Annotated in this window: 21 protein-coding genes; 11 read left to right on the top strand and 10 right to left on the bottom strand. The window is 35.3% G+C overall.

What is annotated here, in order from left to right:
• Positions 1-12 precede the first annotated feature (12 nt).
• Positions 13-1,704 carry a hypothetical protein gene (locus tag M2448_RS14620; protein ID WP_280646990.1) on the top strand — a complete coding sequence of 564 codons (1,692 nt, stop codon included), beginning with the start codon at positions 13-15 and terminating at the stop codon, positions 1,702-1,704.
• Here M2448_RS14620 and M2448_RS14615 read toward each other — a convergent pair.
• The 4 genes from M2448_RS14615 to M2448_RS14600 form a co-directional block, all read right to left on the bottom strand.
• A complete protein-coding gene (locus tag M2448_RS14615; protein ID WP_163305161.1) occupies positions 1,688-2,704 on the bottom strand; it encodes a hypothetical protein in 1,017 nt (338 codons plus the stop codon). The two genes, M2448_RS14620 and M2448_RS14615, sit on opposite strands and share 17 nt — an antisense overlap.
• Entirely contained in the window at positions 2,664-3,575 is a 912-nt protein-coding gene (locus tag M2448_RS14610) for a glycosyltransferase (protein WP_163305162.1), read from the bottom strand. The genes M2448_RS14615 and M2448_RS14610 overlap by 41 nt, the downstream gene beginning before the upstream one ends.
• A gap of 12 nt (positions 3,576-3,587) precedes the next feature.
• Positions 3,588-4,568, bottom strand: a complete 981-nt coding sequence (locus tag M2448_RS14605; RefSeq protein WP_163305163.1) for a tyrosine-type recombinase/integrase — start codon at positions 4,566-4,568, stop codon at positions 3,588-3,590.
• 460 nt (positions 4,569-5,028) lie between these two features.
• On the bottom strand, positions 5,029-7,404 hold the full coding sequence (locus tag M2448_RS14600; RefSeq protein WP_163305164.1) for an SIR2 family protein: 2,376 nt from the start codon (positions 7,402-7,404) through the stop codon (positions 5,029-5,031).
• 103 nt (positions 7,405-7,507) lie between these two features.
• Here M2448_RS14600 and M2448_RS14595 point away from each other — a divergent pair, with 103 nt between their 5' ends.
• Positions 7,508-8,242 (top strand): hypothetical protein, encoded by a 735-nt coding sequence (locus M2448_RS14595; RefSeq protein ID WP_163305165.1) that lies wholly within the window; start codon positions 7,508-7,510, stop codon positions 8,240-8,242.
• Here the strand turns inward: M2448_RS14595 and M2448_RS14590 are convergent.
• The 3 genes from M2448_RS14590 to M2448_RS14580 form a co-directional block, all read right to left on the bottom strand.
• On the bottom strand, positions 8,239-9,423 hold the full coding sequence (locus M2448_RS14590; protein ID WP_163305166.1) for a glycosyltransferase family 4 protein: 1,185 nt from the start codon (positions 9,421-9,423) through the stop codon (positions 8,239-8,241). The genes M2448_RS14595 and M2448_RS14590 overlap by 4 nt on opposite strands.
• 290 nt (positions 9,424-9,713) lie before the next feature.
• A complete protein-coding gene (locus M2448_RS14585) occupies positions 9,714-10,037 on the bottom strand; it encodes a hypothetical protein (RefSeq protein ID WP_163305168.1) in 324 nt (107 codons plus the stop codon).
• Complete coding sequence (locus M2448_RS14580; RefSeq protein ID WP_163305170.1) at positions 10,034-10,258, bottom strand: hypothetical protein; 225 nt, start codon at positions 10,256-10,258, stop codon at positions 10,034-10,036. Before M2448_RS14580 ends, M2448_RS14585 begins: the two co-directional genes overlap by 4 nt.
• 252 nt (positions 10,259-10,510) lie before the next feature.
• On the opposite strand from M2448_RS14580, the gene M2448_RS14575 reads away from it, so the two are divergent.
• From M2448_RS14575 to M2448_RS14555, 5 genes are read left to right on the top strand one after another with little or no spacing between them, the layout of a single operon-like run.
• Positions 10,511-10,852, top strand: coding sequence for a helix-turn-helix domain-containing protein (locus M2448_RS14575; protein ID WP_163305172.1), 342 nt, complete (start codon positions 10,511-10,513; stop codon positions 10,850-10,852).
• Entirely contained in the window at positions 10,836-12,872 is a 2,037-nt protein-coding gene (locus M2448_RS14570) for a bifunctional DNA primase/helicase (protein WP_163305174.1), read from the top strand. Before M2448_RS14575 ends, M2448_RS14570 begins: the two co-directional genes overlap by 17 nt.
• A gap of 16 nt (positions 12,873-12,888) precedes the next feature.
• On the top strand, positions 12,889-13,215 hold the full coding sequence (locus M2448_RS14565; RefSeq protein ID WP_163305176.1) for a helix-turn-helix domain-containing protein: 327 nt from the start codon (positions 12,889-12,891) through the stop codon (positions 13,213-13,215).
• A gap of 3 nt (positions 13,216-13,218) precedes the next feature.
• The gene (locus M2448_RS14560) at positions 13,219-14,202 is read left to right on the top strand and encodes a hypothetical protein (protein ID WP_163305178.1); all 984 of its coding nucleotides are present in this window, start codon (positions 13,219-13,221) and stop codon (positions 14,200-14,202) included.
• Positions 14,199-15,029: a hypothetical protein gene (locus tag M2448_RS14555; protein WP_280646989.1), complete on the top strand. Its 831-nt coding sequence runs from the start codon at positions 14,199-14,201 to the stop codon at positions 15,027-15,029. Before M2448_RS14560 ends, M2448_RS14555 begins: the two co-directional genes overlap by 4 nt.
• Before the next feature lie 63 nt (positions 15,030-15,092).
• Here the strand turns inward: M2448_RS14555 and M2448_RS14550 are convergent, their stop codons facing one another.
• Together M2448_RS14550 and M2448_RS14545 are read right to left on the bottom strand one after the other, a co-directional pair.
• On the bottom strand, positions 15,093-15,713 hold the full coding sequence (locus M2448_RS14550) for a TetR/AcrR family transcriptional regulator (RefSeq protein ID WP_163305182.1): 621 nt from the start codon (positions 15,711-15,713) through the stop codon (positions 15,093-15,095).
• Between the two features lie 159 nt (positions 15,714-15,872).
• A complete protein-coding gene (locus tag M2448_RS14545; RefSeq protein ID WP_163305184.1) occupies positions 15,873-16,469 on the bottom strand; it encodes an RteC domain-containing protein in 597 nt (198 codons plus the stop codon).
• A gap of 191 nt (positions 16,470-16,660) precedes the next feature.
• On the opposite strand from M2448_RS14545, the gene M2448_RS14540 reads away from it, so the two are divergent.
• Positions 16,661-18,043 (top strand): DUF3945 domain-containing protein, encoded by a 1,383-nt coding sequence (locus tag M2448_RS14540; RefSeq protein ID WP_163305186.1) that lies wholly within the window; start codon positions 16,661-16,663, stop codon positions 18,041-18,043.
• A gap of 34 nt (positions 18,044-18,077) precedes the next feature.
• Positions 18,078-20,168 (top strand): type IA DNA topoisomerase, encoded by a 2,091-nt coding sequence (gene topB, locus M2448_RS14535; RefSeq protein ID WP_163305188.1) that lies wholly within the window; start codon positions 18,078-18,080, stop codon positions 20,166-20,168.
• Between the two features lie 118 nt (positions 20,169-20,286).
• Here topB and M2448_RS14530 read toward each other — a convergent pair whose 3' ends face one another.
• Positions 20,287-20,535, bottom strand: coding sequence for a hypothetical protein (locus tag M2448_RS14530; RefSeq protein ID WP_163305190.1), 249 nt, complete (start codon positions 20,533-20,535; stop codon positions 20,287-20,289).
• Between the two features lie 418 nt (positions 20,536-20,953).
• Between M2448_RS14530 and M2448_RS14525 the strand changes: the two genes are divergently transcribed.
• Positions 20,954-21,391, top strand: coding sequence for a DUF1896 domain-containing protein (locus M2448_RS14525; protein WP_163305192.1), 438 nt, complete (start codon positions 20,954-20,956; stop codon positions 21,389-21,391).
• Positions 21,381-26,786, top strand: a complete 5,406-nt coding sequence (locus M2448_RS14520; RefSeq protein WP_163305194.1) for a helicase-related protein — start codon at positions 21,381-21,383, stop codon at positions 26,784-26,786. Before M2448_RS14525 ends, M2448_RS14520 begins: the two co-directional genes overlap by 11 nt.
• Positions 26,787-26,986 lie beyond the last annotated feature (200 nt).

Here is a 26,986-nt window from a genome sequence, read left to right as displayed (position 1 = left end):
TAACTATAAATTATGAGCGGTATAGACACTGATTTTTTTAATGAAACTCAAGAAGGTTTTACTATCTATGTGGTAGAGCAACGTTTCGTTGTAGGAAGAGGTAGTGATTTTTTTAAAACTTTTCGTGGCAAAAAAAATATGATTACAACATCTGGGGAGGTGAAAAAAATCAAATCAAAAATATATCAATGGATTGGTAAAAATATCTCCAATATTACAGATCTAATGACTCATTGCTTTTTTACAAATATAGCAGTCGACATACCTCAAATAATCAATAATCTTGCTAAATTATTTTCTGTTCACGAACATCAAGCTGCTGGACCTGAAATAATAGACCCAATTCTTATTCAAGAAGGCAATGTAACCAATAAAGATCTCGCAGAATTAATATCTCTATACAAAAGTAGTATCCTGCGCCCTGTGATAGTTATACTTTTAAAAGATAATGATTTTGATAGAGCAAGAACTCTATTATCTCTTTGTCCTCATGGGATATTAGTTAAAATGATAAGAAATGATGGTTCCTCAGAATTGGACAAGATAATCAACACTGGGGTTGAGGATGTAGAATCATTTATTGATATATTTACGCGACAATGTTTTAGGGCTTGCTCTAAGACTGCTAGGGGAGTTTTGTATAATAAAGAGTGGGCAGAAAACTCTATCGTTAAATTATATGCTCCATCAATTTTGAGGCTCAGGACAAATCTCTTGTACGATCTAAAAGATAATGTAAGAGAAGATGTTTGCGACATTATTAAAAGATTACAAAACGAAGTTGAAACTAGTCATAGAAATAATGTACTAACGCATAGTTTTAGCTGTATGTCTAAGTTATTTCGAGTTTATTGTAATGATTATGGAGGGCAAGACATACAAGACGCATTGGATATCGCAAAATATATAAATAACGATATTTTATCAGCTCACGTTTATCGTTATGCGCATTTTATGAAAGACGTAACTCTTCATGAAAAGAATCTATATCTATCAAAAGCACAAGAAATATTTTCAAAAAATGGAATGGAAGATCATATGGTCTACTGTATGAATAATGAATTAACTAATCAGTTTTATACCGATCAGATTGGCATTAATCAATTTGAAGCAATGAAAGAAACAGCATTGTTTAATGTTCCTGGTTTAGTCGGAATGTCAATTATTTTAAATAATGTTGGTGTTGCTTATTTATATTCAGGAAAACTCGAACTAGCCATTGATATTTTGAATAAAGCAAAAGATTATGCAAAAACTGAAAATCGAGTGACACAAGAACTTGGTATTTTATGCAATTTAATGGTCGTAAAAGATTATTATGGAGAAGATATTAATGAAAAAGAAATATACAGTGTTTTGAGAAGGATATTCGACCATTTCGATATACAAAAAGGTGCTTTTTTATCTGCAAATTATATTACAAACATTATTGCAATTTCACTAAAATATAAAGGTCTATTATCTACCCTTTTTGATGAATTTGAAATATCCGATGTATTAAATAATGCCTTAAAACCCAACTTGCTTGGAGTTGGATCTTTAAACCATCAACTATATAAACTGACAAACAAGCATTCGGAATTAAAAAAACTCTTTAGTTATGATGTTTTATCTAATTCAAATATGCCTAAAACTTCAGGCATAAGACAGCGATTTATTTCTAATAACGGAATGAATCCGTCAATATTCAATGCTTGGTTGTAAGTGCTATTATTGAATTGGATAGTATAAAACCAGTCAGCGAAGAATTTGGCGTATCTTCTCTATATAATTGTAGACATTCATTCATTGATGAATTATAATCCAAATATTCTAAAGAGTTATGAAAATTAATTCCATTTCTAATGGTTGGCATGGGATTTATTTCCAAAAAAAAGACTCTATTAAAGGGGATATTATTTATAATTTGAGTTAATTCATCAAAAGATTTACAATAAATACGAGTATCTATCCTGCAAAATGTTTGGATGAAAAAAGATTTTGCTAAATCAACACATTTTTCTTTTGTAACATGATCAATAAAAGCGATTTCTTTTTTATAGCCAGAATGATGTTCTTTTTCTTGTTCTCCAAGAAACCATTGAGTGTCTCTATTATCCGGAATGTATAATATTCCAGGTAATACTTCTAATTCATTTGTTAATGGATTATATAAAATAGGAATGGTTAAGTCGAAGCCTTGTATAAATTTTTGATATGTGTAGTTCGTTTCAGTTTGTCCAAAACCCTTTTTAACTCCACAGCTGCTGCCAAGATTACATAATCTAAAAATCCCATTTGAATCTGACGAATCTATTTCTTCTGGAACATTGAATCCTTTAGCAAATGCTATCAAATTCGATAAAATCTTATTTTCTCCAGAGACAGCTGTTAATGTGTCGCAAGGTATACATGGAATGGCTAGAAACCCGCAAATACTAGGAACTAAGCCGAGCATAGATAGTTCACAATTTCCAGCGTTCAAATTGACAATAAAATCAAGAGGAGGTAAAGATTTATTAAAAGCTTTGTATGCAAATGTTCTAACATCTAATATGTATGGAATGCACCCGATTTCTTGTATTGCTTTTAGCCAATCGGATATTACATCAGATCTCCAAACATCATAATGTTCTGAACCAGGTGAGGATTCTCCTTCAAAAGAGTATATGATGCCAATAAATTTACCTCTGATACTTTTGCGTTGGTTTAGATAATTGTTCATTTTTAATGATTTTATACCCAATAATCATCGAATAGTATTGTAAATAACTGAGAATTTGGTGAGTAATACCATTCATTTTTGGTTTATAATATTTAGGTTTTCTTTCTATTTTCCATTTTCTTTCTAAGTGTCTATTTCCTGAACCATATCTAACAAAACGTTTGATAAACCTACGCATACCTCCTTCAAAATCATGAACTATAATGCTATGAGGAGCATATGATATCATGCCATGCTTAAATAGACGAATACTAATATCAACATCTTCAGCTGCAATAAAAAAAGATTCGTCAAAGCCATTTATTTTGCATAGTGCTTCTTTATAGACGAGTGAGTTGGCTGTTACTATATGCATTGGTATATTTTCCAACTTTTTATATTTACATGGAGGTGGAGTCAAACTTCCTTGAGCTTGATAAAAATTAGATAGTATATTGTTTTTATATGGAATAACACTTCCATTATAAGCAATAGAGCCATTTTGGTCAATTAAATAACCATTGAGAGTATTAGGCGTAGCGATGCAATCATCATCACAAAAACATATCCATTTACCCTTTGCTCTACTTATTCCGACATTTCTTGCAGCAGCAGCTCCACGCCTTTCACAAACAAATATATGTATAGGTATTTTTGAATTTGCAAAGTTCTTTATATTTAGAGATGGATTAGATAAATTATCAACTACTATAATTTCTAAAGGTAATTCACTTTCGTTTTTCCCACTTAGAAAAGAATATATGAGTCGATTCAAGTTCTTTTGATTATTGAAAGCTGGAATAACTATAGATATATCGTCAATCCTTATGGGATCTTCAATAATGATACGTTCTACTTCAAATAAGGTTGTATATTTTTCCAGATCCCTCATAATTTATAGTTATCAACCATTCCCAGCTAGTTGAAGTTTTCTTCTAGGATGTTTGGTCGATAATATTTTTTTCTGTTTACTGACGTTTACATGAGTGTATATTTGTGTAATAGCAATAGAGCTATGGCCTAACATATTTTGAATGTATTTTATATCTACATCTTCCTCTAAAAGTAAAGTGGCAAAAGTATGCCTGAATGTATGTGGTGTAATGTGTTTTGTTAATCCGGCTTTACTCACATAGGACTTTACCATCAATCTGACAGATTGCGTAGATAAAGGAAGACCTAAGCGATTTATGAAAAAATAAGAATCTTGTTTTATTTGATTTTTATGTAATTGGTAGTAGCGTTTAATTATAGACATAGTTTCAGTTTGGCATATTTGTATCATACGTTCTTTACTCCCTTTACCGAAAATCTTCACAACTCCATTTTTTAAGTTAATATCCTGAATCTTTAAATTACAAACTTCTGAGACTCTCATTCCTGTCGAAAATAAAATTTCGATAATTGCTAAATTTCGTACTTGTGCTTTATATGTATATCGTTCTGTATAGCTATTGTTTTCAAATTCTTGGTACATAATGGTTAATATTTTTTTCACTTCATTCAAAGTCATTACAGAAGGAAGGAGGTATGGCTCTTTCAAGCGAACTTTAATTTTTCGAAAAGGATTAATATAATCATCATCTTCATATTCTAAATAATTCAGCATTGCTTTTAATGAAGCAACTTTACGCTTTATCGTTTTTGGTTTGAGGTAAGAAATTTCTTGGAGGTAATTTTTCAGAGTGTCTTTAGACATACTTTTGAACTTTTGCTCATCATTAGTCCCTTTTATATATACTGCAAATTGTTTCAAGTCCGTAGAATAAGCTCGTAATGTTTTTGAATTCAAGTTTTTTTCGAATTGACAGTGGAAAATAAATCCTCTAATAACCTCATTTACACTCACATCCTGAGTATTCTCACCTAAACTTCTAATATCCATATTTTTCTTGTTTTAATAATTACAATGCGAAGAAAAGTATAAATGGTATGGAATTCAAACTGCACTATGTATTTGCAAGATGATTATATAAATGACCACAAAAGCAGAGTATTTCGGATGTAATTATGAATTTATGCAGAAGGAAGACGAAGCTGCATATAGTTCAATGCATAACATTAAATCAATAGCATATCGTATAAAAAATTATTATTTCAATTGGATAACCTTGACATTTTGTTGAAATAACTTAGGTTCGACATTTTTTCGTTGTCATTTTACCTCTACGATGAACCTTTTTATCATCAACATGAATAGTAACAATATCAATTTCTATTTAATCTTTATTTTTCTCTTTTGCAGTTTTTCTAAAAGAGCCAATATTGAAAAATAGTTGTTGTTATTTAGTTTAAGATACTTTTCAGAAGCAACATTAAATTTAATAACATCATTTGTAATTGTTCTAGGTGGGATTATTTATCTTAATTATGTCTTTTAGTATTTGTTCAGCATATTCATGGCCTATTGGATCTACAAAATCGGGTACTATAGACGAATAATGGTAATACTTATCAATGTAATATTTTGTGTCAGAATATTTTTTCAAACAAATACAGCATTTCGCAGCATTTAAACAAAGTCCTAAAATAACGCTGTGCTCTATAGGATTATCACATACGGAAAGTCCTAATTGAGCATAAAACAAAGAGTCCTCATATAACTTTTTTTCAGAAAGAATAATGCTGTAATAATGAGTTGAAAGGACTAAATAATCCGTCAATCCACATTTTATCTCAAGTTTTATACAACGGTTAAGATGTAACTTCATTTCTTCAGGAGAATAACAGCCCGTGAAAAATCGTAAATGTACAGCTGCAAATGAAAACATTTCTGAAAGTAGGTTACTTTCAAAATCATGTTTTGTTAAATATTTATTCGATGTCTGTTCCAGAAGCAGAATTGCATCTTCATATTGTTTTTCTCTGAATAAGGAGTAGGCTTTAATGCCTTCTTCATATCGTAAAATTTCACGTTCTCCAGCTTCTTTCCATACATATTTATTATCTGGCTCTCTATATAACCAAATTTTAAAGTATGATTCCTCTCTATAGGGCGTTTCAGGGAGGGATGAATTTATATTCTCCAACTCGTTTAATTTGATGTTTCTGTCTATTGACATTTTTGCATACAATTCCGCCTTTTCTTTTGAGATTAAAGCATTTTTCGAAAAGCCATGAATATGATAAATTACAAATAATTCTTTATGTATTGCAAATAAAATCCCACAATGTCCCCCTTGTTCTGCCAACCGCATGCAAACATTCAATTCGGCTATATATAATTCAATATTTTCGGTAGTAGAGTAATGTTTCAGAATATTATGATTTTTCGAATATACAGCATAAAAATACATACATGAAAAATTATAAAATCGTTTAGCGCTGAGTGCATCGTATGCAGCTTCTCGAAAGATAGGTACTGCATCTTTATAATGATTTTGCTCTAAACATAATGTGCCTATTCTACCTAATGTTGTTGAAATATTATTATATATTATGTCTTTTTTCAAGTCATATGAACCATCAACATATTGTGCCAATCTTTTATTGGATATTTTTAGGGATAAATAATAATATTCCAATGCCGCATGTATGTCAGTTTCTTTAAAAACATCTCCTAATGTATCAAATAAAGGAACCAAATAATGAATGTCAGAAATATAAACACTTGACAATGAGAAATAATTTCTGGGTATAATAGACAATTTTTCAATTATGGGTAATAATATGTATCCATTAATATTATTTTTATCCATATTTTCTTGGGATAACTTTTCTTTAAAAAAATAATCTATTATTCGACTTATATGTAAAGCACGATCAATATTTCCAATGGATTTGAATAATTGGATACACATTCCCAAGCATGACCATTGTGTTATAGATTGACTATTTAACACTGATCTTATTTTTTTATTGATATCTATGGTAGGTTTTAATGTTTCTTCTTCCTTCTGATTTATATATATTGAAGAATATATATTCTCCCACCCAGTTCGGCAGTAAAATTCAGGAAGTGTCGCTTCTTCAAAAACGAAGTCAGATACTGAATCTTTCAATTTTGATACAACATCGGGTATTGGCGAGTTAGGATAAACAACCCAAGTAACTCCATATTGAGCAAAAGATAAAGGTAAATAGTCAATGTTAAAAGAAAAATCTTCACCAGAAAACCCAAGAAATATAATATGATTTTCACTAAATATTTTTTTTAAGACATTATATTTACCGATAGAAAGTCCGCCAATCTTTTGAGTAACCAAATCTACAGCCGTGGAAGTGTTGGTAACTGATCCATGTATTTTATATAAATGTATATTTTCTGATTCATGTATATTATCAAATTGCAATGGATCATAGAAAACATTAACAGGAATATTTTGCTCTAGAAAAGCTTGCTCGATTAGTGTATCGAAGTTTGTTGTTACTATAGCTTTTATTTTTTTTCTTTCGGCTAATTCAGCAAGAAAAATATGATTTTTATTAGGACTTGATCCTTCAAGAACTTCAAGTAACGGAAAATATGCTTTCCCTGCAACATAATTAAAGATAAAATCAGATATACTAATTACAGGAATAAATTTCTCGATATCCAAATCATCTAAAAGATTATTCTTTTCACATAATATTTCGGCTCCTAAATTACCTATTTCTCTAAACAATGATAAATTATATTCCCACCAGCTAGGTAAGGAAGCTGGCTTTTCTTTAGAAATTCCAGCTCCGGCCACAATTACAATATTACCTTGTTTTATAAATTTTTGTAGGAGATCATTCATGATTTTCTGATATATCTATTGTTTTACAAAGTTAATTATTTGATCTCAATTTAATGTTTAGTTTAACGCTATAGTCAATTTAGATAACTGATAACTTATTATTATGAGTATTTTAGAAAGTATATTTGATGCGAGCAACATATGGGGGTTGATCATTGGAACGCTTCTAGGTGCTGAAATATCAAGATTCCTATATAGACCTAATGTTATTATCAGATTTGAAAGATTACAGCCTCTTTTTTCAGATAATGGTTTTTTTGCTTCTGTAATAGTAGCTAATAGAGGAAGAACTGCGTCAATAAATACACAAGGGAAGGTAACTCTTTTTTTTGATGATAAGAATTTGATGGAGCCATCTTTATTCAATTTTGATGCTTTTGAAACATCTTTACCCACATATAGACTAGAAAATTTAAAAATGGATTTTCCAAGACATCAACTTATTACTCCAGAAAAGAAAGTAAAAGAAATAAAAAACGTATCCTTGTGTTGGGCAACATTAGGAAATCCAGAAAAAGTTGAAATTAATCCAGGGGCAAGTGAAGCTTTAAATATTTTTCGAGCGCAATTATATATAGATAACGATAATAATCAAAAATTCTGGTATCTTATTTTCCCTTGTGAGCAAGGTTGGAGAAAAGTACGATGTAGAATAATGCTAAAAACAAATGATTCCATTAAAGGCAAATTATTTATTTGTCCTTCTAATACTTTTCCAACAGTAAAGAAAATACATATTTATATAAAAGAAGATTATCCCATATTATCAATACAAGAATTTAACTTTTTTGAAAACATCTACTATATATTTAAAAGAAGCAAATTATATTTTGATTAAATATAATTTTGGTAAATGTTCGTGTATTTTTTCGCACAATCTCTTATGTCATTCGAACATCTAAATCTCACTGCTTCACTTTGATTTCGTTCTTGGTGAAGCATTGCGTTAATTATCTTTTCTGCTAATTCTTTGCCTGATTCTGATTTAAAGAAAGATGCATGTGCATACCCATCTGCGATTTCCCTATAAGTCGGGATATCACTTAATATAGTAGGAATACCTAAGGATAATGATTCCGAAATAGACAAGCCATACGAACAGTATCTTTCAGGAGATATTACTATATCAACATTTCTATATGCTTCATTTATATCAGCGAAAGTTATTACTTTTATATGTTTCTCTAATCCATACTTACTAACAAGTTCATTAAAAGAAGAACGATATCTTTCACTGCTTTTTTTTACTCCTGTAAAAATGATCTTAAATGGAATTCTTTTTTCTTTAAGTATTGAACACGCTTCTAATGCAACATCATGTCCCTTTTGAAATGGTTGAAATCTTGATGGTAATAATAAAACAATATCATTTTTATTGAAATCATATTCTTCCTTTAGGGTAGATTCTTTTTGCTCATATTTAAAATAATTTAATGGAATGCCCAACTTAGTATCTTCTACTTTTAAATTAAATTCAGATGAAAAAAAATTAGCATAATATTTACTAGGAGTAAAAAGTCCCTTAATCTCATGTAGATTAGTTTTTCTCTCATAAACCAGTGTTTTCAAAAGATTGAAAAACCCTTTTCCCCAGTACCAATCATATTCTTTGTTATTTTCATGATTTGTTACTATAATATTTTTTAGCGATGATATATAAGACGCAGATATAAAGGAATTTAAATGAAATACATCCGCGTTAATTCCATCTAATTGTCCTTGCGTAAAATCAGACAAGCGTTTTAATGAATCTTCACTAAAGTTTTCACCTATAATTTCTTTTCTCAAAAAATTAGAAGAAAAACTTTCATATTTAGCGAAAATATTTTTATAATCAGAACCGCATTTTCCTAAAACTTTTATTCCTTCTACATAAGTCTCTTCCTCTTTACTGGAACAAACAATAAAAGGTTCATGTCCTAAAATTTCAAGTTCTTTACTTAAATTAATGAGGAATCGTTCTGTTCCTCCAATATATTTTTGATTAATCTCCCAATTAGTATGCAAACATATTTTCATGGTATATAATAATAAGTTATCAGTTGTTCACAAAATTAACATTTTTATTGAATAGAGAATTATATGGCATAGTATAATTTAAATCTGTAATTGTCCATACTAGTTTATTTTTCAAGTTGTCGATGAATCTTCCCGTTAAGAAAAAGATAACCACGGTCTTTAACCGTCATTAACGCCGAAGGGTTTATCCTTTGATCATTCAGCATAAGAACTCGTTCGTAGTATTTGAGTTGTCAGGCGAGAAGAAAACTCTGTACCTGAAAAATATCGAATCAGATTAAGTGAATAGACTATAAATATTGTACAATAGTATGGTTATTGCCTATATAAGTAACGACATAGGCCTTTTCTTGAACGTATGTTTCAAAGAACACATACCATTGCGTTGTATTGTTCTTTTTGAATACAGCATAAGATAAATTATCTCCATACTTGGAAAAATATTCAGGAGCTTTCTTTTTTTGTTTTTCGGGTAAAGAATTTTCTATATCGTCGAATAATTCACGAGCATACCTAATCGCATTCTCTTCGAAACCAAAATAATCCTTTTGATAAAGAATAGAAGCCAATTCTACGAAGTATTGCCTGACCTCCGGCAAAAACAATACCTTCATTTATTATACATTTTTCTGATGTCCGCCTCAATGCCTTCCATTAATTCATCTTTGGTTATGGCCCGATGGAGATTACTTACCTCAATTTTATCTTTCCTGACAAGTTCTATAACCTCATTGGTTCCTCTTTGAGTTATTACGATCCTCTCTTTTTTAGAAAGGTCTAAATATTTCTTTTGGTTTTTCCGGAAATCGGAACTTGTTATTATCCTTATATCCATTGTTGTAAAATTTACTTTTCTGCATTCATTTGTAAAGATAACAATTTGTACACTTAGTTGTACAATTATACTCAAAATAAATCATAATTATCCCCAACCCGTGTGTTTTTCATCGAATTTTAGCTATTTTAAAATGTAACATTCTGAAAATCAATGTCAATTTTCTAAAAATATACAGGGTGTATATACAGTGGTGTAATTATATTTTTCAACATTCAGACTTTTGTGGCATAAACATTAAGTTATGTTATTATGGATGTAATTACTATTGAAAGCCGGGCTTATAAAGACATTGTAAGTAAAATAGAGTCGATAGCCCATTATGTAGCGAATGCGACAAAACCAGAGGAAAATCAAGAAGAACTGGATGCTTGGTTAGACAATGATGAAGTCGCTATCATTTTGAATATCAGTACAAGGACTTTGCAAAGGCTCAGGACAAAAGGGCTTATCAGTTATAGCCTTCTGGGAGGAAAATGTTACTACAAAGGTTCCGATATAGAGAAAGCATTGAAAGACAGGGTTATCCGTTGTACTCCGGAAATAATGGAGAATTTCCGCAAAAATTTCATTTTCCATGTTAGTAAAAGATGATATACTGCGTCGTACAGATAACGGATTAAACGTATTCCGTCATTATCTGGATGTAAACTTCCGCATTGGAAAGAATTTCCTGAATCCTCTTTATAAAGACACCAAAGCCTCGTGTAATGTATTTTATGACCGGCATAAACAATGCTACCGGATGAAGGATTTTGGCAACGACGGATATAGCGGAGATTGCTTTGCCCTTGTCGGGAAAATATATGGGAAGAACTGTAGTAACCCTTCAGATTTTATCGAGATACTTGAAATAATAAATAATGATTTGAACCTGGGTTTAAAAAGTGACAGTGGAATCGTCAAGCCGGAAACCTATAGTACAAGCAGCAAGGAGCCACCACAAATCCAAAACCGGATAAAATCAAAAGGATTCACTACTGTTCAAAAAACGTTTAGTAAACATGAGTTTGAGTTCTGGAACCAGTCAGGTATAACTATTCAACTATTGAAGCAATATCATGTTGTGTCTTTAAAAAAGTTTTCGGGTGAAAATAGCGATGGCAAACCCTTTTCTTTTTATTCCGGCGAACAGGAACCCATGTTTGCATACACCGGTAAAAAGCGGTTAAAATTATACCGCCCATTTTCAGCAGTCCGTTATATGTATGCAGGAGAGCCGGAAGAGCATTATTGTTTTGGATTGGAGCAACTACCACCCAAAGGAGATATGCTTTTCATAACGGGAGGGGAACGGGATGTCCTATCTCTGGCTGCTCATGGGTTTCATGCTATTTGTTTTAATAGCGAGTCGTCCAATATCCCCAAGGGTATTATCCAAAAACTGACCTATCGCTTTAAGCATCTCATTATTCTTTATGATATGGACAAAACCGGATTGGAGTGTTCATCGAAACATCAGGAACAATTGTCCGGATTTGATATAAAGCGGTTACTCTTGCCATTGGAAGGAACAAAACAGGAAAAGGATATAACCGATTACTTTCGCTTAGGGCACAGCCGTGAAGAGTTTATGGGGCTATTTGTCCAACATCTTGACCTGATCTATTCGGAAACGATGGCTATCCTTAAATCGTGTGAAATAGATTTCAAGAATCCTCCGGCCAGCGTCGAAACAGTTGTTTCAATCAATGATGTCCCTTTAGGTACACAGGGAAACCTGCTGTGTATTACAGGAGGGGAAGGTAGCGGTAAAAGCAACTATGCTGCAAGCCTGATTGCCGGAGCAATGAGTAAAGGAAATAAAGATATCGATACCCTTGGTACTTCCATTCTTCCAAACAACAGCAATAATGCCGTCCTGCTTTATGATACGGAGCAATCAGAGGTACAGCTATATAAGAATTCATTAAATATATTGAAGCGTAACAGACAGGATTCCATGCCTGAATACTTTAAGGCTTATTGCCTGACAGGTATGTCCCGGAATGAACGCCTGCAAGCAATTGTCCAAAGTATGGATAAGTATTATTATGAGTTTGGAGGTATTCATCTGGTTATTATTGACGGTATTGCGGATTTGATCGGGTCGGCTAATGATGAAGCTGAGAGTTTACGGATCGTTGACGAATTGTACCGTTTGGCAGGCATCTATAAGATTTGTATTATCTGTGTATTGCATTTTGTTCCTAACGGGCTCAAGCTACGGGGACATCTGGGGTCGGAACTACAGCGTAAGGCAGCCGCAATTATATCTATCGAAAAAGACGATGATCCGAATATTTCCGTAATAAAAGCATTGAAGGTCCGTGACGGGAGCCCACTTGATGTTCCTCTCATCCAATTTGCATGGAACAAGGACGAAGGAATGCACTGTTATCTGGGAGAGAAAACAAAAGAAGAAAAGGATAAACGAAAAGAAAATGAACTGAAGAATGTGGCAAGAAGCATCTTCCGCCTTAAATCATTCTATACTTATCAGGAACTATGTGAGGAAATTCAACAGGTGATGGAAGTAAAAGACCGGACGGCCAAGAGCTATATCAAATTTATGCGGGAAAAAGAGATCATAATCAAAGACCCGTCAAACCCAAACATTTTTATTATCGGATAATTAAAACACTGGTAGCATGTATATAGATAAAGATGATTTTGAAGAATGGATGAAACGCATAATGGAGCAATTTGACAATCTCAATAGTAAACTAAACTCGGTAATACGGTTCGATCAGCAAATAGAAAAAGATGTCCTGCTTGATAATCAAGACCTGTTGACCATTCTTAAAATAAGCCAACGCACACTGCAGCGGATGCGCAACTCCGGAAAACTCCCTTTCCGGACCATTAATAAAAAGAATTATTATTTAAAATCAGATGTAGAAAAATATATTATGGAACACTTTGGAAAAGGTATGCCACCAAAAGGAAATGAGGAAACAGACAATAAAAACGAATAAGTTATGAATGATTTTTTAGTGAGAGTACATAAACAAATTATGGGTTCGATTTCGGAACTTGCTCCCAATACAGGAACCTTAACAATAGATATTGCCGTGGATGACACAATAGGAGGAATACTATATCGCTTCAAACCGAAATTTCAAGCGGAAAAAACATATATCGTGATACTAACAATCGCATCCGATGTGCAAATGAGTGACAGTATAGCCGGAATCGTATATCCGCTTATTGATAATATTCAGGTTAAAAACGACCGCTTAATCATTATCCACAGTAATGGCAAGTCAAAACAGGAAAATGATATTCAGACTTTTTTATCGGAAGAAGCGGATATGTTCCATCCGAATTATCTCAGGTTGCCTGTTTCAACTAATAAGGTCCTGCTAACTTCGATAAACGGGGAAAGATATACCGGATTAAAAAATATCCTGAAAAGATACTACTCGGATGAAATCGTTTTCATCGGGCCTGTAGCTGGAAAACAAATAGTAAACATTGAAACGTACAAGGATATTTGTAGCATCTGTAAAAAAGTAATATTCATTGTCAGCGGCATTGTTTTTCCTAAAACCCAGTTGCCGCAATGGGATAATTTTTATTGGAAGTATTATAATACATTGATTCCTATATACTCATTACCTGTTGAATACTCTAAACAATTAAAAAAAGAAGTTAATGAGTTAAGGAAGAATGACAGCAGAATAACACCCTTGATATTCTATCAGGATATTAACGCTCAGGAGAACGACTGGACTGTGATGTGCCCTTATTGCAATGCTGTAATTAATAAATATGAACCGGAAGATAACCGGTCAGCTTATATTCCCGAACCCGAAAATCGGATAAATGGAAATCTGCAATACCATCCTATCCTGATAGACGCCAGCCAGAAGTTAATCAATTTATTGAATGAAAGCTTTGAAGCTAATTGTTCCTGTGTTTGTTATGGGGGATGGGTAGAATCTAAAAATATGCAGTTATGAGTCCCGATCTATTAAACTATTATGTTGACAAACTGATAAATGCATCACTTATTTTTATTCTCACTATTGTAAGCTTCGGCTTTTTAGGGGTATTTTTCTGCCGAATAAAAAATAAGTGGACCAATAGAAAACGGAGAAAAACAACCAAAGACGATTGTCTTCAGGAGTTGCTTGATTCGGCCAACAGAAAGACTCAGGTAATCAACCGCCAGATCCAATCCCTTGATAAGTGTTCGGAAAGAATAGAAGATATGATTGAAACGGTCGATAAGAAAATTGATCATTTTACAAATAATCTCGATGTAAAATTGGAACAATTCAGAAAAATCGTCGGTTTATTGAAGGATATAGACAATAGTATTAAAAGATCTGCAACCAGTATAAGCAACAATACTGATATATTAGAAAGGAGGGATAAAGAATTACAGGATGAAATCGAGTGCCTGCTGTCATTAGAAGGAAAAACCGGAAGAGAAAGAAATACATTACTTCGTACCCATAAAGACAAAAAAGTGAATAAATATGGATTGAGCTTCAATCGTAATCCGGAAAATGCAATTTATCTTGATTCCCCGATTGATATTCTGCCCATGCCGTCAATTGGCAAAAGAGCATTGAAAACCCATTTTAAGTGCGAAAATATGGAAGATGTCTTATCTGTCATGTTGTTGCAACAAAGAATAGGATTATTGCAAAGAACCCGGAATATCGGTAAAAAATCGGTTGTTGCAATGGAAGATTACTTTAGTGAACTCGGGTTATTAACAATAAAGGACAAATGCTATACCTCTCAGGCATTTACTAAAGCAGGCACAAAAAACAAATAGCCATGCTATTTTGATTGAAAACAATGAGAGAGAGCTTCTTTGCCCTCTCTCTTATCTCATTCATCATTTTTTTTGCTTTTTCTTTACCAGCTCATACAAAGAGAGCAACTCTTTCTTCAATAAATCAACATCACAACCCTTATCTTCCGATACAGCGGCATAAGCATGCCCTAAATATGTTTTTTCAAACAACAGAGCCAGGGTTTCAGGTTCAATAGGACTTTCTATTTCCTTATTATCCAAAGCTTTATTGATCACATTTAGCCATACTTTAGTATCTGTGACAATTTGTTGTTTCGAAATTTTATTATAATTCGGATAAAAGTAATGAGCTTGTGATTCTATATTGAAATAGGCCATATTTACATTCTTTATGCCCAAATTAGCCATTGTTTTTATAGCGATGGCACTATTTGCAATAAAATCAAGAATGAAATTTTTAAGGCAATCTTTGTCCTTAATCGGAATATTCAGTACAGAGGATCTGTTGAGAAGAGAATTTTCAATAACCGCATTGAATATGTCTAGTTTTGTCTTAAAATGATAAAGCAAAGCACCCCTGCTCAATCCGGTGACTCTTTCCAAATCATCGAATGTAACTTTGTCGTACGGCTTTTGAGTAAACAAAATGAAAGCCTGGAAAACGATATTCTTTTTTGTTTCAGGTCTCGGAATTCTTCCCATCGTTAGGTTATTTTCAATACAAATATAATCTAATTCTTCTGCTTTTTATATCCTTTTAACAGTGTTTTGCTATTTTTTAGATATAATGCATCATTTTACAGTGAAAAATGCATTCATCTTAACATAAACAGTCTGTTTAGTATAATTGTTTCGATATTGCTACTTCTTTTTATATATACCGTTGTCTGCATTATCCATTCTGGCAAGCAAAGAAATTTTGAGTTCATCAAGAAATGCAGTCCGGTTGAATTTTCGTTTCCTTATCTCCCTGTACACATTAAAACAATCTTTTATTTCGAAATTGAAGAACGTTGACAACAGGTAAGTAAAATCTTTGATGTTAATATTTCCATTGTTAACGCACCCGGACTCAACCAAAGAATAGCTTAATTCAACAAGGTCAACAACCTTTCCGGTCCATTTTAATATTATATTCCTGACAGGTATTGTTTTGGATGTCATAGCAGAAGAATTTATCCGCCATGTGGCCAATTGAAGGTTAACATCTATGGCTGAGATTGCCTTGTTGATATAAGATATTCTTAAAATGTCTTCTTTATCAACAATATCCATCATAGATATGAGATCTATACGGATATAGCTAAGTTTGCAGTATACGGATTCCGGACAAGTTTGCCCAACGGCAACATTTAAACTCGTAATAAAATCGAGGTAAGCATCTTTTACCTCTTTTTCAACGAATGTTTCTTTTTCTAATAACGATAAAAGTAAATAAGATTTTCCTTCTTTTTTCATGATTCTTTGGTTTTAAATTTACGCTTAATATTATACCGTATGTACGGTATAATAATTGGAGTGCAAAGAAACCAAATCATGTATCACTGCCAATTACTGCCAAATGATGCCAGTGCATTTAGATTTGAGATAAAAACAAAAAACTCTCCTTACATTTATCTTGAATATTTCACCACTAAATCCAAATAAGTATGAATGAGAATTTAAAAGACCAGGATGTCCTTTTGGTATCCGAAAAGGACAGTAACAAGCTGAACGTCGTTACAGGAATGAACGAAGACGGTACACCCAAGACCGCTAAACCCGACCAAAAGAATGAGCCCGATTTCCTGAAAATTGACAAACAAGGTGATGCTTTGGAAAACTTTATGTCTAATTTTTTACGCCAATGTAAAGAGCCTACCCATTTTCATTTTTTCAAAGTTCCGTTAGCCGCTATCGAATCGACAGTCCTCGCATTACAGGAAATGCTGAAAAACCCGGATAACCCATCCAATAAAGAGATGCTGGACCAACACAGGGTGTTACCTGAAGCATTTGCCAAGAAGCCCTATCAGGCAATCGATGAATCCCGTATTGACTGGTCACAATTTGAGAAGTTAGGTGTAACTAAAGACATAATCGACAAAAACTCTTTGGATAAAATGCTTAACTGGCAGAAAACTCCCATGCTACTACCTATCAAAGCAGAGATCGGTGATACGACAATCCGTACAGATGCCCGTCTCTCTCTTCGGGAAACGCCCGAAGGAAAACTAAATCTGGTTGTCCATGCCGTTCGTAAAGAGCCACAATTGGATGGCTATGTTTATGGCACGCGATTAACGGAAGATGATAAGCAAAACCTCCGGCAAACGGGTAATGCAGGACGATTGATAGAGATAGAACCCGTAAAAGGTGAAAAGATGAAAGCCTTTGTTTCTATAGATAAGATGACAAACGAATTGGTTGCCGTCCGTGCCGACAAGATTAAAATTCCCAATGAAATCAAGGGAGTAACTCTTAATGAACAACAAAAGAAAGATTTGACAGAAGGAAAAGCCGTATATCTGGACGGTATGACCTCTAAGAATGGCAAAGACTTTAATGCTCTCGTACAGATTAATGCTGACAGGCGGGGGCTGGAATTTCGTTTTGATAATGCCAATAAATTAGAAAAATCGCAACAACAACCACAGCAACAGAAAAATGATGCGTCACAATTCCGTATTCCGTCTAAATTATTGGGAGTTGAATTGGCTAAAGATCAGCAGGAAAAACTGAAAGAGGGTCAAACAATTTATGTAAGTGGCATGAAAGATAAAGCCGGAGAGTCCTTTAACGCTTATATCAAAGTGAATGCAGAGAAAGGGAAACTGGATTTCTTTAAATGGAATCCGGATAAAGCCAAGCAAGTTACTCCGGACAATGCAAGTAAAACGCAAGTTGCGGTCAATTCCGAAGGAAAAACCAATGAAGCGACTAAGAAAAACGAAGAACCTCTTCAGAAAGGGCAAACTCAACCTTCAGAAAAACAGCAGGAGAAACAAGAAAAGAAAGAAGTTGCCCAGAAGCCTAAAGGGATCAGGAGATAAGATTAGTAAAAACACCACTAAAATCCAATAATAAATGAAAGTTTTGATTGCTGAAAAACCCAGCGTAGCCCGTGATATAGCGGCTATCGTTGGTGCAAATAACCGCAAGGACGGTTATTTAGAAGGTAACGGGTATGCCGTTACATGGGCATTCGGCCACCTCATAGGATTGGCTATGCCGCAGGATTATGGCATCACAGGATTTCAGGCTGAAAACCTGCCGATACTTCCGTCAGAATTTAAGTTGCTGCCCCGTCAGGTCAAAGACGGCAAGGAATACAAACCCGATCCGGGAGTGATGAAGCAACTTAAAGTTATCAGAGAGTTGTTTAATAAATGCGACCTCATTATTAATTGTTGTGATGCGGGGCGCGAAGGGTGTTTGATTTTCCGCTACATATATAATTATCTGGAATGTACCAAGCCTTTCGACCGTCTTTGGATAAGTTCACTTACGGATCAGGCTATCCGTAAAGGATTGGAGAACCTGCGTCCGGGAAAAGGATACGACAACCTGTACGCTTCGGCAAAAGCCCGGAGCCAGGCAGATTGGGTCATCGGGATTAATGCCTCAAACGCTTTATCAATATCAGCCGGACACGGGGTTTGGTCGTTAGGCAGAGTGCAAACACCCACACTCTCAATGATTTGTAGCCGATACCTTGAAAATAAAGATTTTAGACCGCAAACCTATTTTCAGGTAAAACTTCATACGGCAAAAGACGCAATGCAGTTCGCTATTATTTCCACAGAACGATTTGGCTCCAAGCAGGAAGCAGATGAAATATTAAACCGTGTCCGCTCCGCCGAATCCGTAAACGTGATAAGCAGCGAAAGGAAAGAAGCCAATCAGGAACCACCATTGCTCTACGACCTGACCGCCTTACAGAAAGAAGCGAACAGCCGCCATGGTTTTTCAGCAGATAAAACCCTGTCGGTGGCCCAATCACTTTATGAAGCGAAACTAATTTCTTATCCAAGAACAGGAAGCCGTTATATTTCCGATGATGTTTTTGCCGAGATACCCGCCCTTATCGGTCAGCTATCCGGTTACGCTCCATTCGGCAGTTATGCAAAAACATTGTCAGGGACAAGCCTGAACAGGCGCTCGGTAAACGATAAGAAAGTAACAGATCACCATGCCCTGATTATTACAGAAAATATGCCGAAAGATATTTCAGCTGACCAACGTATCATATATGACATGATTGTAGCTCGTGTGCTGGAAGCCTTTTCAGAAAAATGTACTAAAGAGAATACAACTGTTTCTTTAGATGCTTCAGGCGTTGCGTTTTCGGTTAAGGGTAGTGTAATTCTTATCCCCGGTTGGCGAGCGGTATTGAACGCATCCGATGAAGAAAAAGGAGACGATGAAGCTCCGGCTCTTCCATCTTTATCTAATAGCGACATACTCCCCATTAACGGAACGGATTTATTAGAAAAACAAACCAAGCCCCGCCCGTTACACACGGAGAGCAGTTTATTGTCTTCTATGGAAACCTGTGGTAAAGAACTTACTGATGAAGCCGAGCGCGAAGCAATCAAAGAATCTGGTATCGGAACCCCTGCCACCCGTGCCGCCATTATCGAAACGCTATTTTCTCGGGAGTATATTGTACGCGAAAAGAAATCACTTGTTCCCACTAACAAAGGATTAGTCGTCTATCTGGCAGTTAAGGATAAAAAGATTGCAGATATTTCCATGACGGGCGAATGGGAAAATGCCTTGAGTAAAATCGAAAAAGGCGAAATGGATGCCGATACATTCCATAGGGGTATTGAAGTATATGCCGCACAGATTACCACTGAACTATTGGGAGCTAAAATCGAAGGTGGCGGCAACCAACGTGAAAGTTGCCCTTGTCCCAAATGCAAAAGCAGTCAGGTGGTATTCTATCAGAAGGTAGCCAAATGTCAGGACGAAGATTGTGGTTTGATTATGTTCCGGAATAAGTCGGGCAAAGACCTGACTGACGGACAGATGAAAGAACTGCTTACCAAAGGTAAAACAGGAATAATCAAAGGTTTTAAGAGTAAAGCCGGAAAACAGTTCGATGCATCGTTGGAGATGGACGATGTGTTTAACATCAAGTACAAATTTTCTGAAAAGAAAAAAAGAAATTAATAAATACGGAGAAAAGTATGTACTTTTACCACAAATTCTTTTTCATTAAGTTTTTCTACTTTCTGAAATTGGATTTAGTGGTGGCTCCGCAGTAGGGATACGGCGGAGCTTTCCTGTTTTAGACTACGGCCCTGAACCGGAAGAAAAAGCATAGAGCGTTTATTCCTACTTTATCAATTTCGACCTCATTATTGTTTGTTACCCATCTGTTTTCTATTGTTCTGTCAAAATACTTGTCGCACATTTTTATTATGGCATCTATAACTGACAGTGAGCAGGGATATATCAACAATTCATAACATTTTTCTGTTGTCAGTATAAAACTCAATGTTCCGGATTCGGTCGGAATATCAAAAACCGTTCCCATTGAATCCTTTTTAACAGAAAAAATTATGTTATGGGAAGAGAGGAAAATAACAAGCTCATCTTTGGGTGTATCCAATATTAATGCGATATTTTCAATAATATATTGAAAATGTGTACTTAAATCGAAAGAAGATTTTTTCATAAGTTATAACGAAAACGTGGGCTCCAACATTATTCGCATCTGGGGCACTGGTATGCCTTGTGTACAAATAAGTTAGGCCCACGTCATAACGTGAGCAGTAAACTTATTAATCTTGTACACATTTAAAAATTACCAGTTTTCAGATGCAAGAATTAATAGCTACCACTAATAATATTTTAGACTCTTATGTTTATAAAAACTTCTATAAATTCAATTTCAACATCACAAAAATAGAAAAATATTTTATAAGTTTGTCGAACCACTAAAATCCAACAAAATGAAAAAGAATCAAAACAATGAACTGTCCTACTATGGACTATCTTTACTTTCTTATCTCAAAGAAAGTCATCCCCAATTAGTTTCGGATACAGATTTTGTCCGGTTGCGTGCGGATGCTGCCGCAGAAGCTTATTCCAATGCCATCAAAGAAGGGGAAACCCATTTGGTTGCGGAAGAACTGGCTAATCATGTGTTATTTAAAGATTTGCTTTTTTCAAAGTATGATACCCTGGTTAATGTTTTGTGGAATGAATTTTCGGATATCATACCGCAAAATAAAGCAAAAGAATTTGCAGAGCGTATTCTACCGGAAAGTGATAGTGTATTTTCCAAATACATCCTGTCCGATGAATTTGAGTCATCAAAAGAATATGATAAACTCTATACCGAACTAACCGGATTCATCAGCTTATGGCTGGAGGAGAATGAGCTTTAGTAAAAAGGCTCATTTAAAAGCAAATATCGAAGCAATACAATTAATATTCCTCCTTGATAAAGAAGATCGGAAACCAACAAAAGAAGAACAATCTATTTTGAAGCAATATGCAGGATTTGGAGGGCTTAAATGTGTCCTCAATCCTGCTAACTCTTTGACTGATACTGCTCATTGGGCGAAATCAGAACTAGAGCTTTTTCCTTTGGTCGCCGAATTGCACCGTACAATTAGAAATAATACGGAAAATGAGAGCGAGTATAAACGCTATTTCGGAAGTATAAAAAATTCTGTTCTAACAGCCTTTTATACGCCTCCGGAAGTTGTTAATGTTATTGCAGAGACTATGCATGATTGCGGCATCATGCCTTCCCGTATACTGGACCCGTCAGCGGGTACGGGAGAATTTGCCAATGCCTTTCTTCAGATTGCCGACAAAAAGAATGAAATGATCTCTTTCGAAAAAGATTTACTGACCGGGAAAATATTAAAATACCTATCTCCGGATGATAAAGTAAAAATCGAAGGTTTTGAAACCATTGAAAGCAGGTATAATAACTATTTTGATGTTGTTTCTTCCAATATTCCATTCGGGGATATTAGTGTTTTCGATGCTGCTTTTATGAAAAAGGATGCTTTACATCGTGATTCTACTAAGGCTATACACAATTATTTCTTTGTAAAAGGAGTAGAATCATTGCGGGAAGGCGGTATTATGGCATTTATTACCTCTCAGGGAGTAATGAATTCCCCGAATAACGAACCTGTACGTCAATGGCTGATGGAAAATACAAATCTGGTATCAGCGATCCGTTTGCCTAATAACCTTTTTACCGATTACGCAGGAACGGAAGTTGGCAGCGATTTGATTGTATTACAGAAGAATACAGTAAAAGAAAAATTGAATTTCGGAGAAGATCTGTTTATCCAAAGTTCCCAATCAGAAGAGACTGGCATCTACAATAGCGATTATTTCTACAATCACGGCCGGGTGGTACAGAACAAATCGTCTATTGGTACTGACCCTTACGGTAAACCTGCACAGGTATTCTTGTATGAAGGTGGTATTGATAAGATGGCTGATTATATGAGGCAGATGTTGAAAAGCGATTTGGAATCTAACTTCAATCTGGACCTATATAATCAGCATTCCACCATTCAAAAACAAGAAAAGTCACAAGTCAATATTTCTCAGCCTATCCAACAAGAATCGTCAGATCGACAGAATCAAATGCCAGAGGTAAAAGAGAAGACAAGCTATCAGGCATTAGAAGTCAATGTTTCTGAACCTGTAATGAGTTTATACGACTTGTTCGGTTTTACACAGGAAGAACGGACACAAATAAAGCCCGTTCGGGGAAAGAAAAAAGAAACGGTTCCGAAAGGTAAGCCTGTACAATTAAGTATGTTCTCTCAAGACAGCCCCCTAAATCCCCCAGGGGGAGGCAAGGAGGGGCTTTATCCCATTGAAGATGCCCGACTGGCCGAACAAAAAGAAAAGCTTCGGGAAGAGCAACGACAGGAGGAACGCAGAAAAGCATTCGAGCCACGCCCCTATTCAGGCGAACTCAAAGAATTTCTCAAAAGAGGCTCATTAGCCGAAGATAACGGACAAGTCGGTTTTCTGAAAGAACGTTACCGGGATGAAGCCGAGTTTCAGGCCTTGGATATATCTTTTGAACAGCGTTCTAAAATCAGCAGATATATTGAGATTCGGGATACCTACCATATGCTATACAATTACGAAGCCAAACATCTGACTGAACACGCATCACTTCGAGGAAACCTGAATATTTGTTACGACAACTTTGTCCGTAGATACGGCAACCTCAATGACAAGAAAAATCTTGATGTAATAAAAATGGATGCCGGAGGTCGGGAGATACTCTCTCTGGAAAGAAGTGTGGACGGCAACCTGCAAAAAGCAGATATTTTCTCCATGCCTGTGGCGTTCAATCCCAATGAAATCTCTGTCGTCGGTACTTCCGATGAAGCCTTAATAGCCTCTTTAAATAAGTATGGCGAAGTCCGGCTGGAGTATATGCAGTCCTTAATGGATGATAAGGACCGGAACGAAATCATATCCGAATTGCAGGGACGTATCTACTTCAATCCATTAATTCAGAATTACGAAGTCAAAGACCGCTTTATTGCAGGTAATGTAGTAGAAAAAGCCGAAGCCATCGAACGCTATTTGCAAAACCACCCTGATGATATACCCTCACAAGTATCTTTAAAATCTTTGCAGGAAGCCACTCCGCAACCTATCCGATATGAAGAGTTGGATTTCAATTTCGGAGAAAGGTGGATTGGTACGCCTGTGTATGAGGATTATATAACGAAACTTTTTGAAACAGATGTAAAGATAGACTATTATGCTTCCCGTGATGACTTTACTGTCAAAGCGGATAAAAGCAATATGATTATCAATGAGAAGTTTGCTGTACAAGGCGAAAGTAAGCTATATACAGGTATTCATCTTCTCAAACACGCGCTTCTCAATACAACTCCCAATATTACCAAAACTATAGAAGTATTGGATGATGAAGGGAAAAAGAAGGATGTAAAAGTACCTGACGGACAAGCCATACAAATGGCGAATACCAAAATTGATGAAATCCGTAATGGCTTTTCCGATTGGTTGGACGGACAATCACCTGAGTTTAAAGAAAAACTGGCAGAAAAATATAACCGCAAGTTCAACTGTTTCGTCCGTCCTCAGTATGACGGTTCACACCAGACCTTTCCCGGACTGGATTTGAGGGGCTTGGGTATTCCCGATTTATACCAATCCCAAAAAGATTGTATCTGGATGCTCAAACAGAATGGCGGGGGCATTGGAGATCATGAGGTGGGGGCAGGTAAGACGCTGATAATGTGTTGTGCTGCTTATGAAATGAAGCGATTGGGACAAGCCAATAAACCGATGATTATCGGACTCAAAGCCAATGTACATGAAATTGCAGCCACATTTAAAACAGCCTATCCCAATGCGAAGATACTATATCCCGGCAAAGAAGACTTTACACCACAGAAAAGAACAAAGATTTTCAATGAGATAAAGAACAATAGCTGGGATGCCGTTATTCTAACTCATGACCAGTTTGGTAAGATACCTCAATCCCCCGAAATGCAGCAACAGATATTTCAGGCGGAACTTGATTCAGTGGAAGAGAACCTCAATGTACTGCGTAGTCAGGGCAAGGAAATATCCAAAATGATGCTGAAAGGTTTGGAAATACGCAAGAACAATCTTGAAGTAAAACTTAGTAATCTGGCAGATACTATTAAAAATAGAACTGATGATGTAGTAGACTTTAAGATGATGGGTATAGACCATTTGTTTGTAGACGAGAGTCATCAGTTTAAGAACCTTGCCTTTACCACTCGACACGATCGTGTGGCAGGCTTAGGAAATCCTGAAGGAAGCCAACGGGCTATGAATATGCTGTTTGCTATTCGTACCATACAGGAAAGACGGGATAAAGATTTAGGTGCAACATTTCTATCAGGGACAACTATCAGTAATTCATTAACGGAGCTATATCTTTTATTCAAATACCTGCGTCCAAAGGAACTGGAAAAGCAGGGCATCAATTCTTTTGATGCCTGGGCGGCTGTCTTTGCAAAAAAAACTGCCGATTACGAATTTTCAGTTACCAACCAGATTGTGATGAAAGAACGCTTCCGCTATTTTATCAAAGTACCGGAACTGGCGTCTTTCTATTCAGAGATAACTGATTTTCGTACAGCTAAGGACATAGGAATAGACAGACCGGAAAAGAATGAGATACTCTATAATATTCCTCCGACACCACAACAACAAATCTTTATAGAAAAACTGATGCGATTTGCTGAAACCGGAGATGCGACCATATTGGGCAGACAGCCCTTATCCCCAAGTGAAGAAAAAGCCAAGATGTTGATAGCAACGGACTATGCACGGAAGATGTCGCTCGATATGCGGATGATAGATCAGGCATACGGTGATCATGTGGATAATAAAGCATCGCACTGTGCCGCTAAGATAGCCGAATACTACAATAAATACGACTTTCAAAAAGGGACACAGTTTGTTTTCTCTGATTTGGGAACATACAAACCGAACGAGTGGAATCCATACTCGGAGATAAAGAGAAAATTAATAGAAGATCATAAAATCCCTGCCCATGAGATACGCTTTATACAGGAAGCCAAGACGGATAATGCACGAAAAGCTATGATAGAAGCTATGAATGCAGGGCGAATACGCGTATTGTTCGGTTCCACAAGTATGTTGGGGACAGGCGTAAATGCCCAGAGGAGAGCCGTCTGCATCCATCATTTGGATACACCCTGGCGGCCCTCAGACCTGTCACAACGGGATGGTCGGGCAATTCGTAAAGGTAATGAAATAGCTAAACTGTATGCCGATAATAAAGTGGATGTATTGATTTATGCAGTAGAAAAATCATTGGACAGTTACAAATTTAATCTGCTCCAAAACAAACAGTTGTTTATCAATCAGCTAAAGACAAACAATATGGCTACCCGTACCATTGATGAAGGAAGCCTGGATGAAGGTTCAGGCATGAACTTTTCGGAGTATGTAGCTATACTATCAGGTAATACCGACTTGTTGGAGAAAGCCAAACTGGAAAAGAAGATAGCTTCTTTGGAAAGCGAACGGCAGGCTTTTAACCGGAGTAAGTCTTCTGCTATTTATAAATTTGAAGATATTACCCGTACTGTAGATAGTAACGGTGAGATGGTTGCCAGAATGACGAAAGACCTGCAACATTTTAATGATAAGGTACAGGTGGATAAGGAAGGTAATAAACTCAATCCGATAAAACTGGATAATCTGGGCACCAATGACCCGAAAGTAATAGGTGATAAACTCAATCAGCTTGCCAATAATGCTCGCACTAATGGTGAATACTTCAAAATCGGGGAACTATATGGTTTTAAAATCCTTGTCAAAACGGAAGAAAGCCAGAAGGAAGGTTCGATGTTTAAAGACAACCGCTTCTTTATCGAGGGAGAGGGTAGTATCAAATATTCTTACAATAACGGACATATTGCAACCGATCCGATACTGGCATCGACCAACTTCCTGAAAGCATTGGATAGAATACCTGTCTTAATTGAGAAATACCAATCGGATAATCAAAAGCTGGAAAAGGATTTGCCTATATTGAAAGAAGTAATGACAACTACTTTTAAGAAAGAGCCTGAATTAAAGGAACTCAAATCGCAGTTGGATTCACTGAACAGGCAGATTAATTTGACATTATCTTCTAAGGACAAAAATATGGAGCCGGAGAATAGTTCATCTCAAGCTGTTGGAAATAAGCAAAATGTTGATTCTGTTTCAGCAAAAAACCAATCTCAGATAAATAAGGGATTTCGTATTTAATTTTTAAATCAAAATTCATTAACATTTATAGCACCCTAATAGAATGGGTGCTTTTTCTATATAAACACTCTTCCTTCATTCGGATTGATATTTATATTCCCCCATATTGATCTGAAATCTTATTCTTCTTTCTTGTTATTTGTACAGTATAGCCTGTCTATTTTTGTTTCTTTATAACAAAATCAAATAGACCAATATCC

It is taken from the genome of Dysgonomonas sp. PF1-14 (assembly GCF_029892965.1).
Taxonomy (GTDB): domain Bacteria; phylum Bacteroidota; class Bacteroidia; order Bacteroidales; family Dysgonomonadaceae; genus Dysgonomonas.
Note: the sequence above shows the minus strand (reverse complement) of the source record. Positions and strands in the feature narration are given on the sequence as shown.

What these genes read in the sequence shown, in the direction of transcription:
- M2448_RS14595 (WP_163305165.1), top strand. Translation starts at nt 7,508, where the DNA reads ATGAGTATTTTAGAAAGTATATTTGATGCGAGCAACATATGGGGGTTG.
- M2448_RS14610 (WP_163305162.1), bottom strand. Translation starts at nt 3,575, where the DNA reads ATGAGGGATCTGGAAAAATATACAACCTTATTTGAAGTAGAACGTATC.
- M2448_RS14615 (WP_163305161.1), bottom strand. Translation starts at nt 2,704, where the DNA reads ATGAACAATTATCTAAACCAACGCAAAAGTATCAGAGGTAAATTTATT.
- M2448_RS14525 (WP_163305192.1), top strand. Translation starts at nt 20,954, where the DNA reads ATGAAAAAGAATCAAAACAATGAACTGTCCTACTATGGACTATCTTTA.
- M2448_RS14550 (WP_163305182.1), bottom strand. Translation starts at nt 15,713, where the DNA reads ATGGGAAGAATTCCGAGACCTGAAACAAAAAAGAATATCGTTTTCCAG.
- M2448_RS14585 (WP_163305168.1), bottom strand. Translation starts at nt 10,037, where the DNA reads ATGAAGGTATTGTTTTTGCCGGAGGTCAGGCAATACTTCGTAGAATTG.
- M2448_RS14575 (WP_163305172.1), top strand. Translation starts at nt 10,511, where the DNA reads ATGGATGTAATTACTATTGAAAGCCGGGCTTATAAAGACATTGTAAGT.
- M2448_RS14520 (WP_163305194.1), top strand. Translation starts at nt 21,381, where the DNA reads ATGAGCTTTAGTAAAAAGGCTCATTTAAAAGCAAATATCGAAGCAATA.
- M2448_RS14565 (WP_163305176.1), top strand. Translation starts at nt 12,889, where the DNA reads ATGTATATAGATAAAGATGATTTTGAAGAATGGATGAAACGCATAATG.
- M2448_RS14555 (WP_280646989.1), top strand. Translation starts at nt 14,199, where the DNA reads ATGAGTCCCGATCTATTAAACTATTATGTTGACAAACTGATAAATGCA.
- M2448_RS14620 (WP_280646990.1), top strand. Translation starts at nt 13, where the DNA reads ATGAGCGGTATAGACACTGATTTTTTTAATGAAACTCAAGAAGGTTTT.
- M2448_RS14540 (WP_163305186.1), top strand. Translation starts at nt 16,661, where the DNA reads ATGAATGAGAATTTAAAAGACCAGGATGTCCTTTTGGTATCCGAAAAG.
- M2448_RS14530 (WP_163305190.1), bottom strand. Translation starts at nt 20,535, where the DNA reads ATGGGAACGGTTTTTGATATTCCGACCGAATCCGGAACATTGAGTTTT.
- M2448_RS14580 (WP_163305170.1), bottom strand. Translation starts at nt 10,258, where the DNA reads ATGGATATAAGGATAATAACAAGTTCCGATTTCCGGAAAAACCAAAAG.
- M2448_RS14570 (WP_163305174.1), top strand. Translation starts at nt 10,836, where the DNA reads ATGTTAGTAAAAGATGATATACTGCGTCGTACAGATAACGGATTAAAC.
- M2448_RS14590 (WP_163305166.1), bottom strand. Translation starts at nt 9,423, where the DNA reads ATGAAAATATGTTTGCATACTAATTGGGAGATTAATCAAAAATATATT.
- M2448_RS14605 (WP_163305163.1), bottom strand. Translation starts at nt 4,568, where the DNA reads ATGGATATTAGAAGTTTAGGTGAGAATACTCAGGATGTGAGTGTAAAT.
- topB (WP_163305188.1), top strand. Translation starts at nt 18,078, where the DNA reads ATGAAAGTTTTGATTGCTGAAAAACCCAGCGTAGCCCGTGATATAGCG.
- M2448_RS14560 (WP_163305178.1), top strand. Translation starts at nt 13,219, where the DNA reads ATGAATGATTTTTTAGTGAGAGTACATAAACAAATTATGGGTTCGATT.
- M2448_RS14545 (WP_163305184.1), bottom strand. Translation starts at nt 16,469, where the DNA reads ATGAAAAAAGAAGGAAAATCTTATTTACTTTTATCGTTATTAGAAAAA.
- M2448_RS14600 (WP_163305164.1), bottom strand. Translation starts at nt 7,404, where the DNA reads ATGAATGATCTCCTACAAAAATTTATAAAACAAGGTAATATTGTAATT.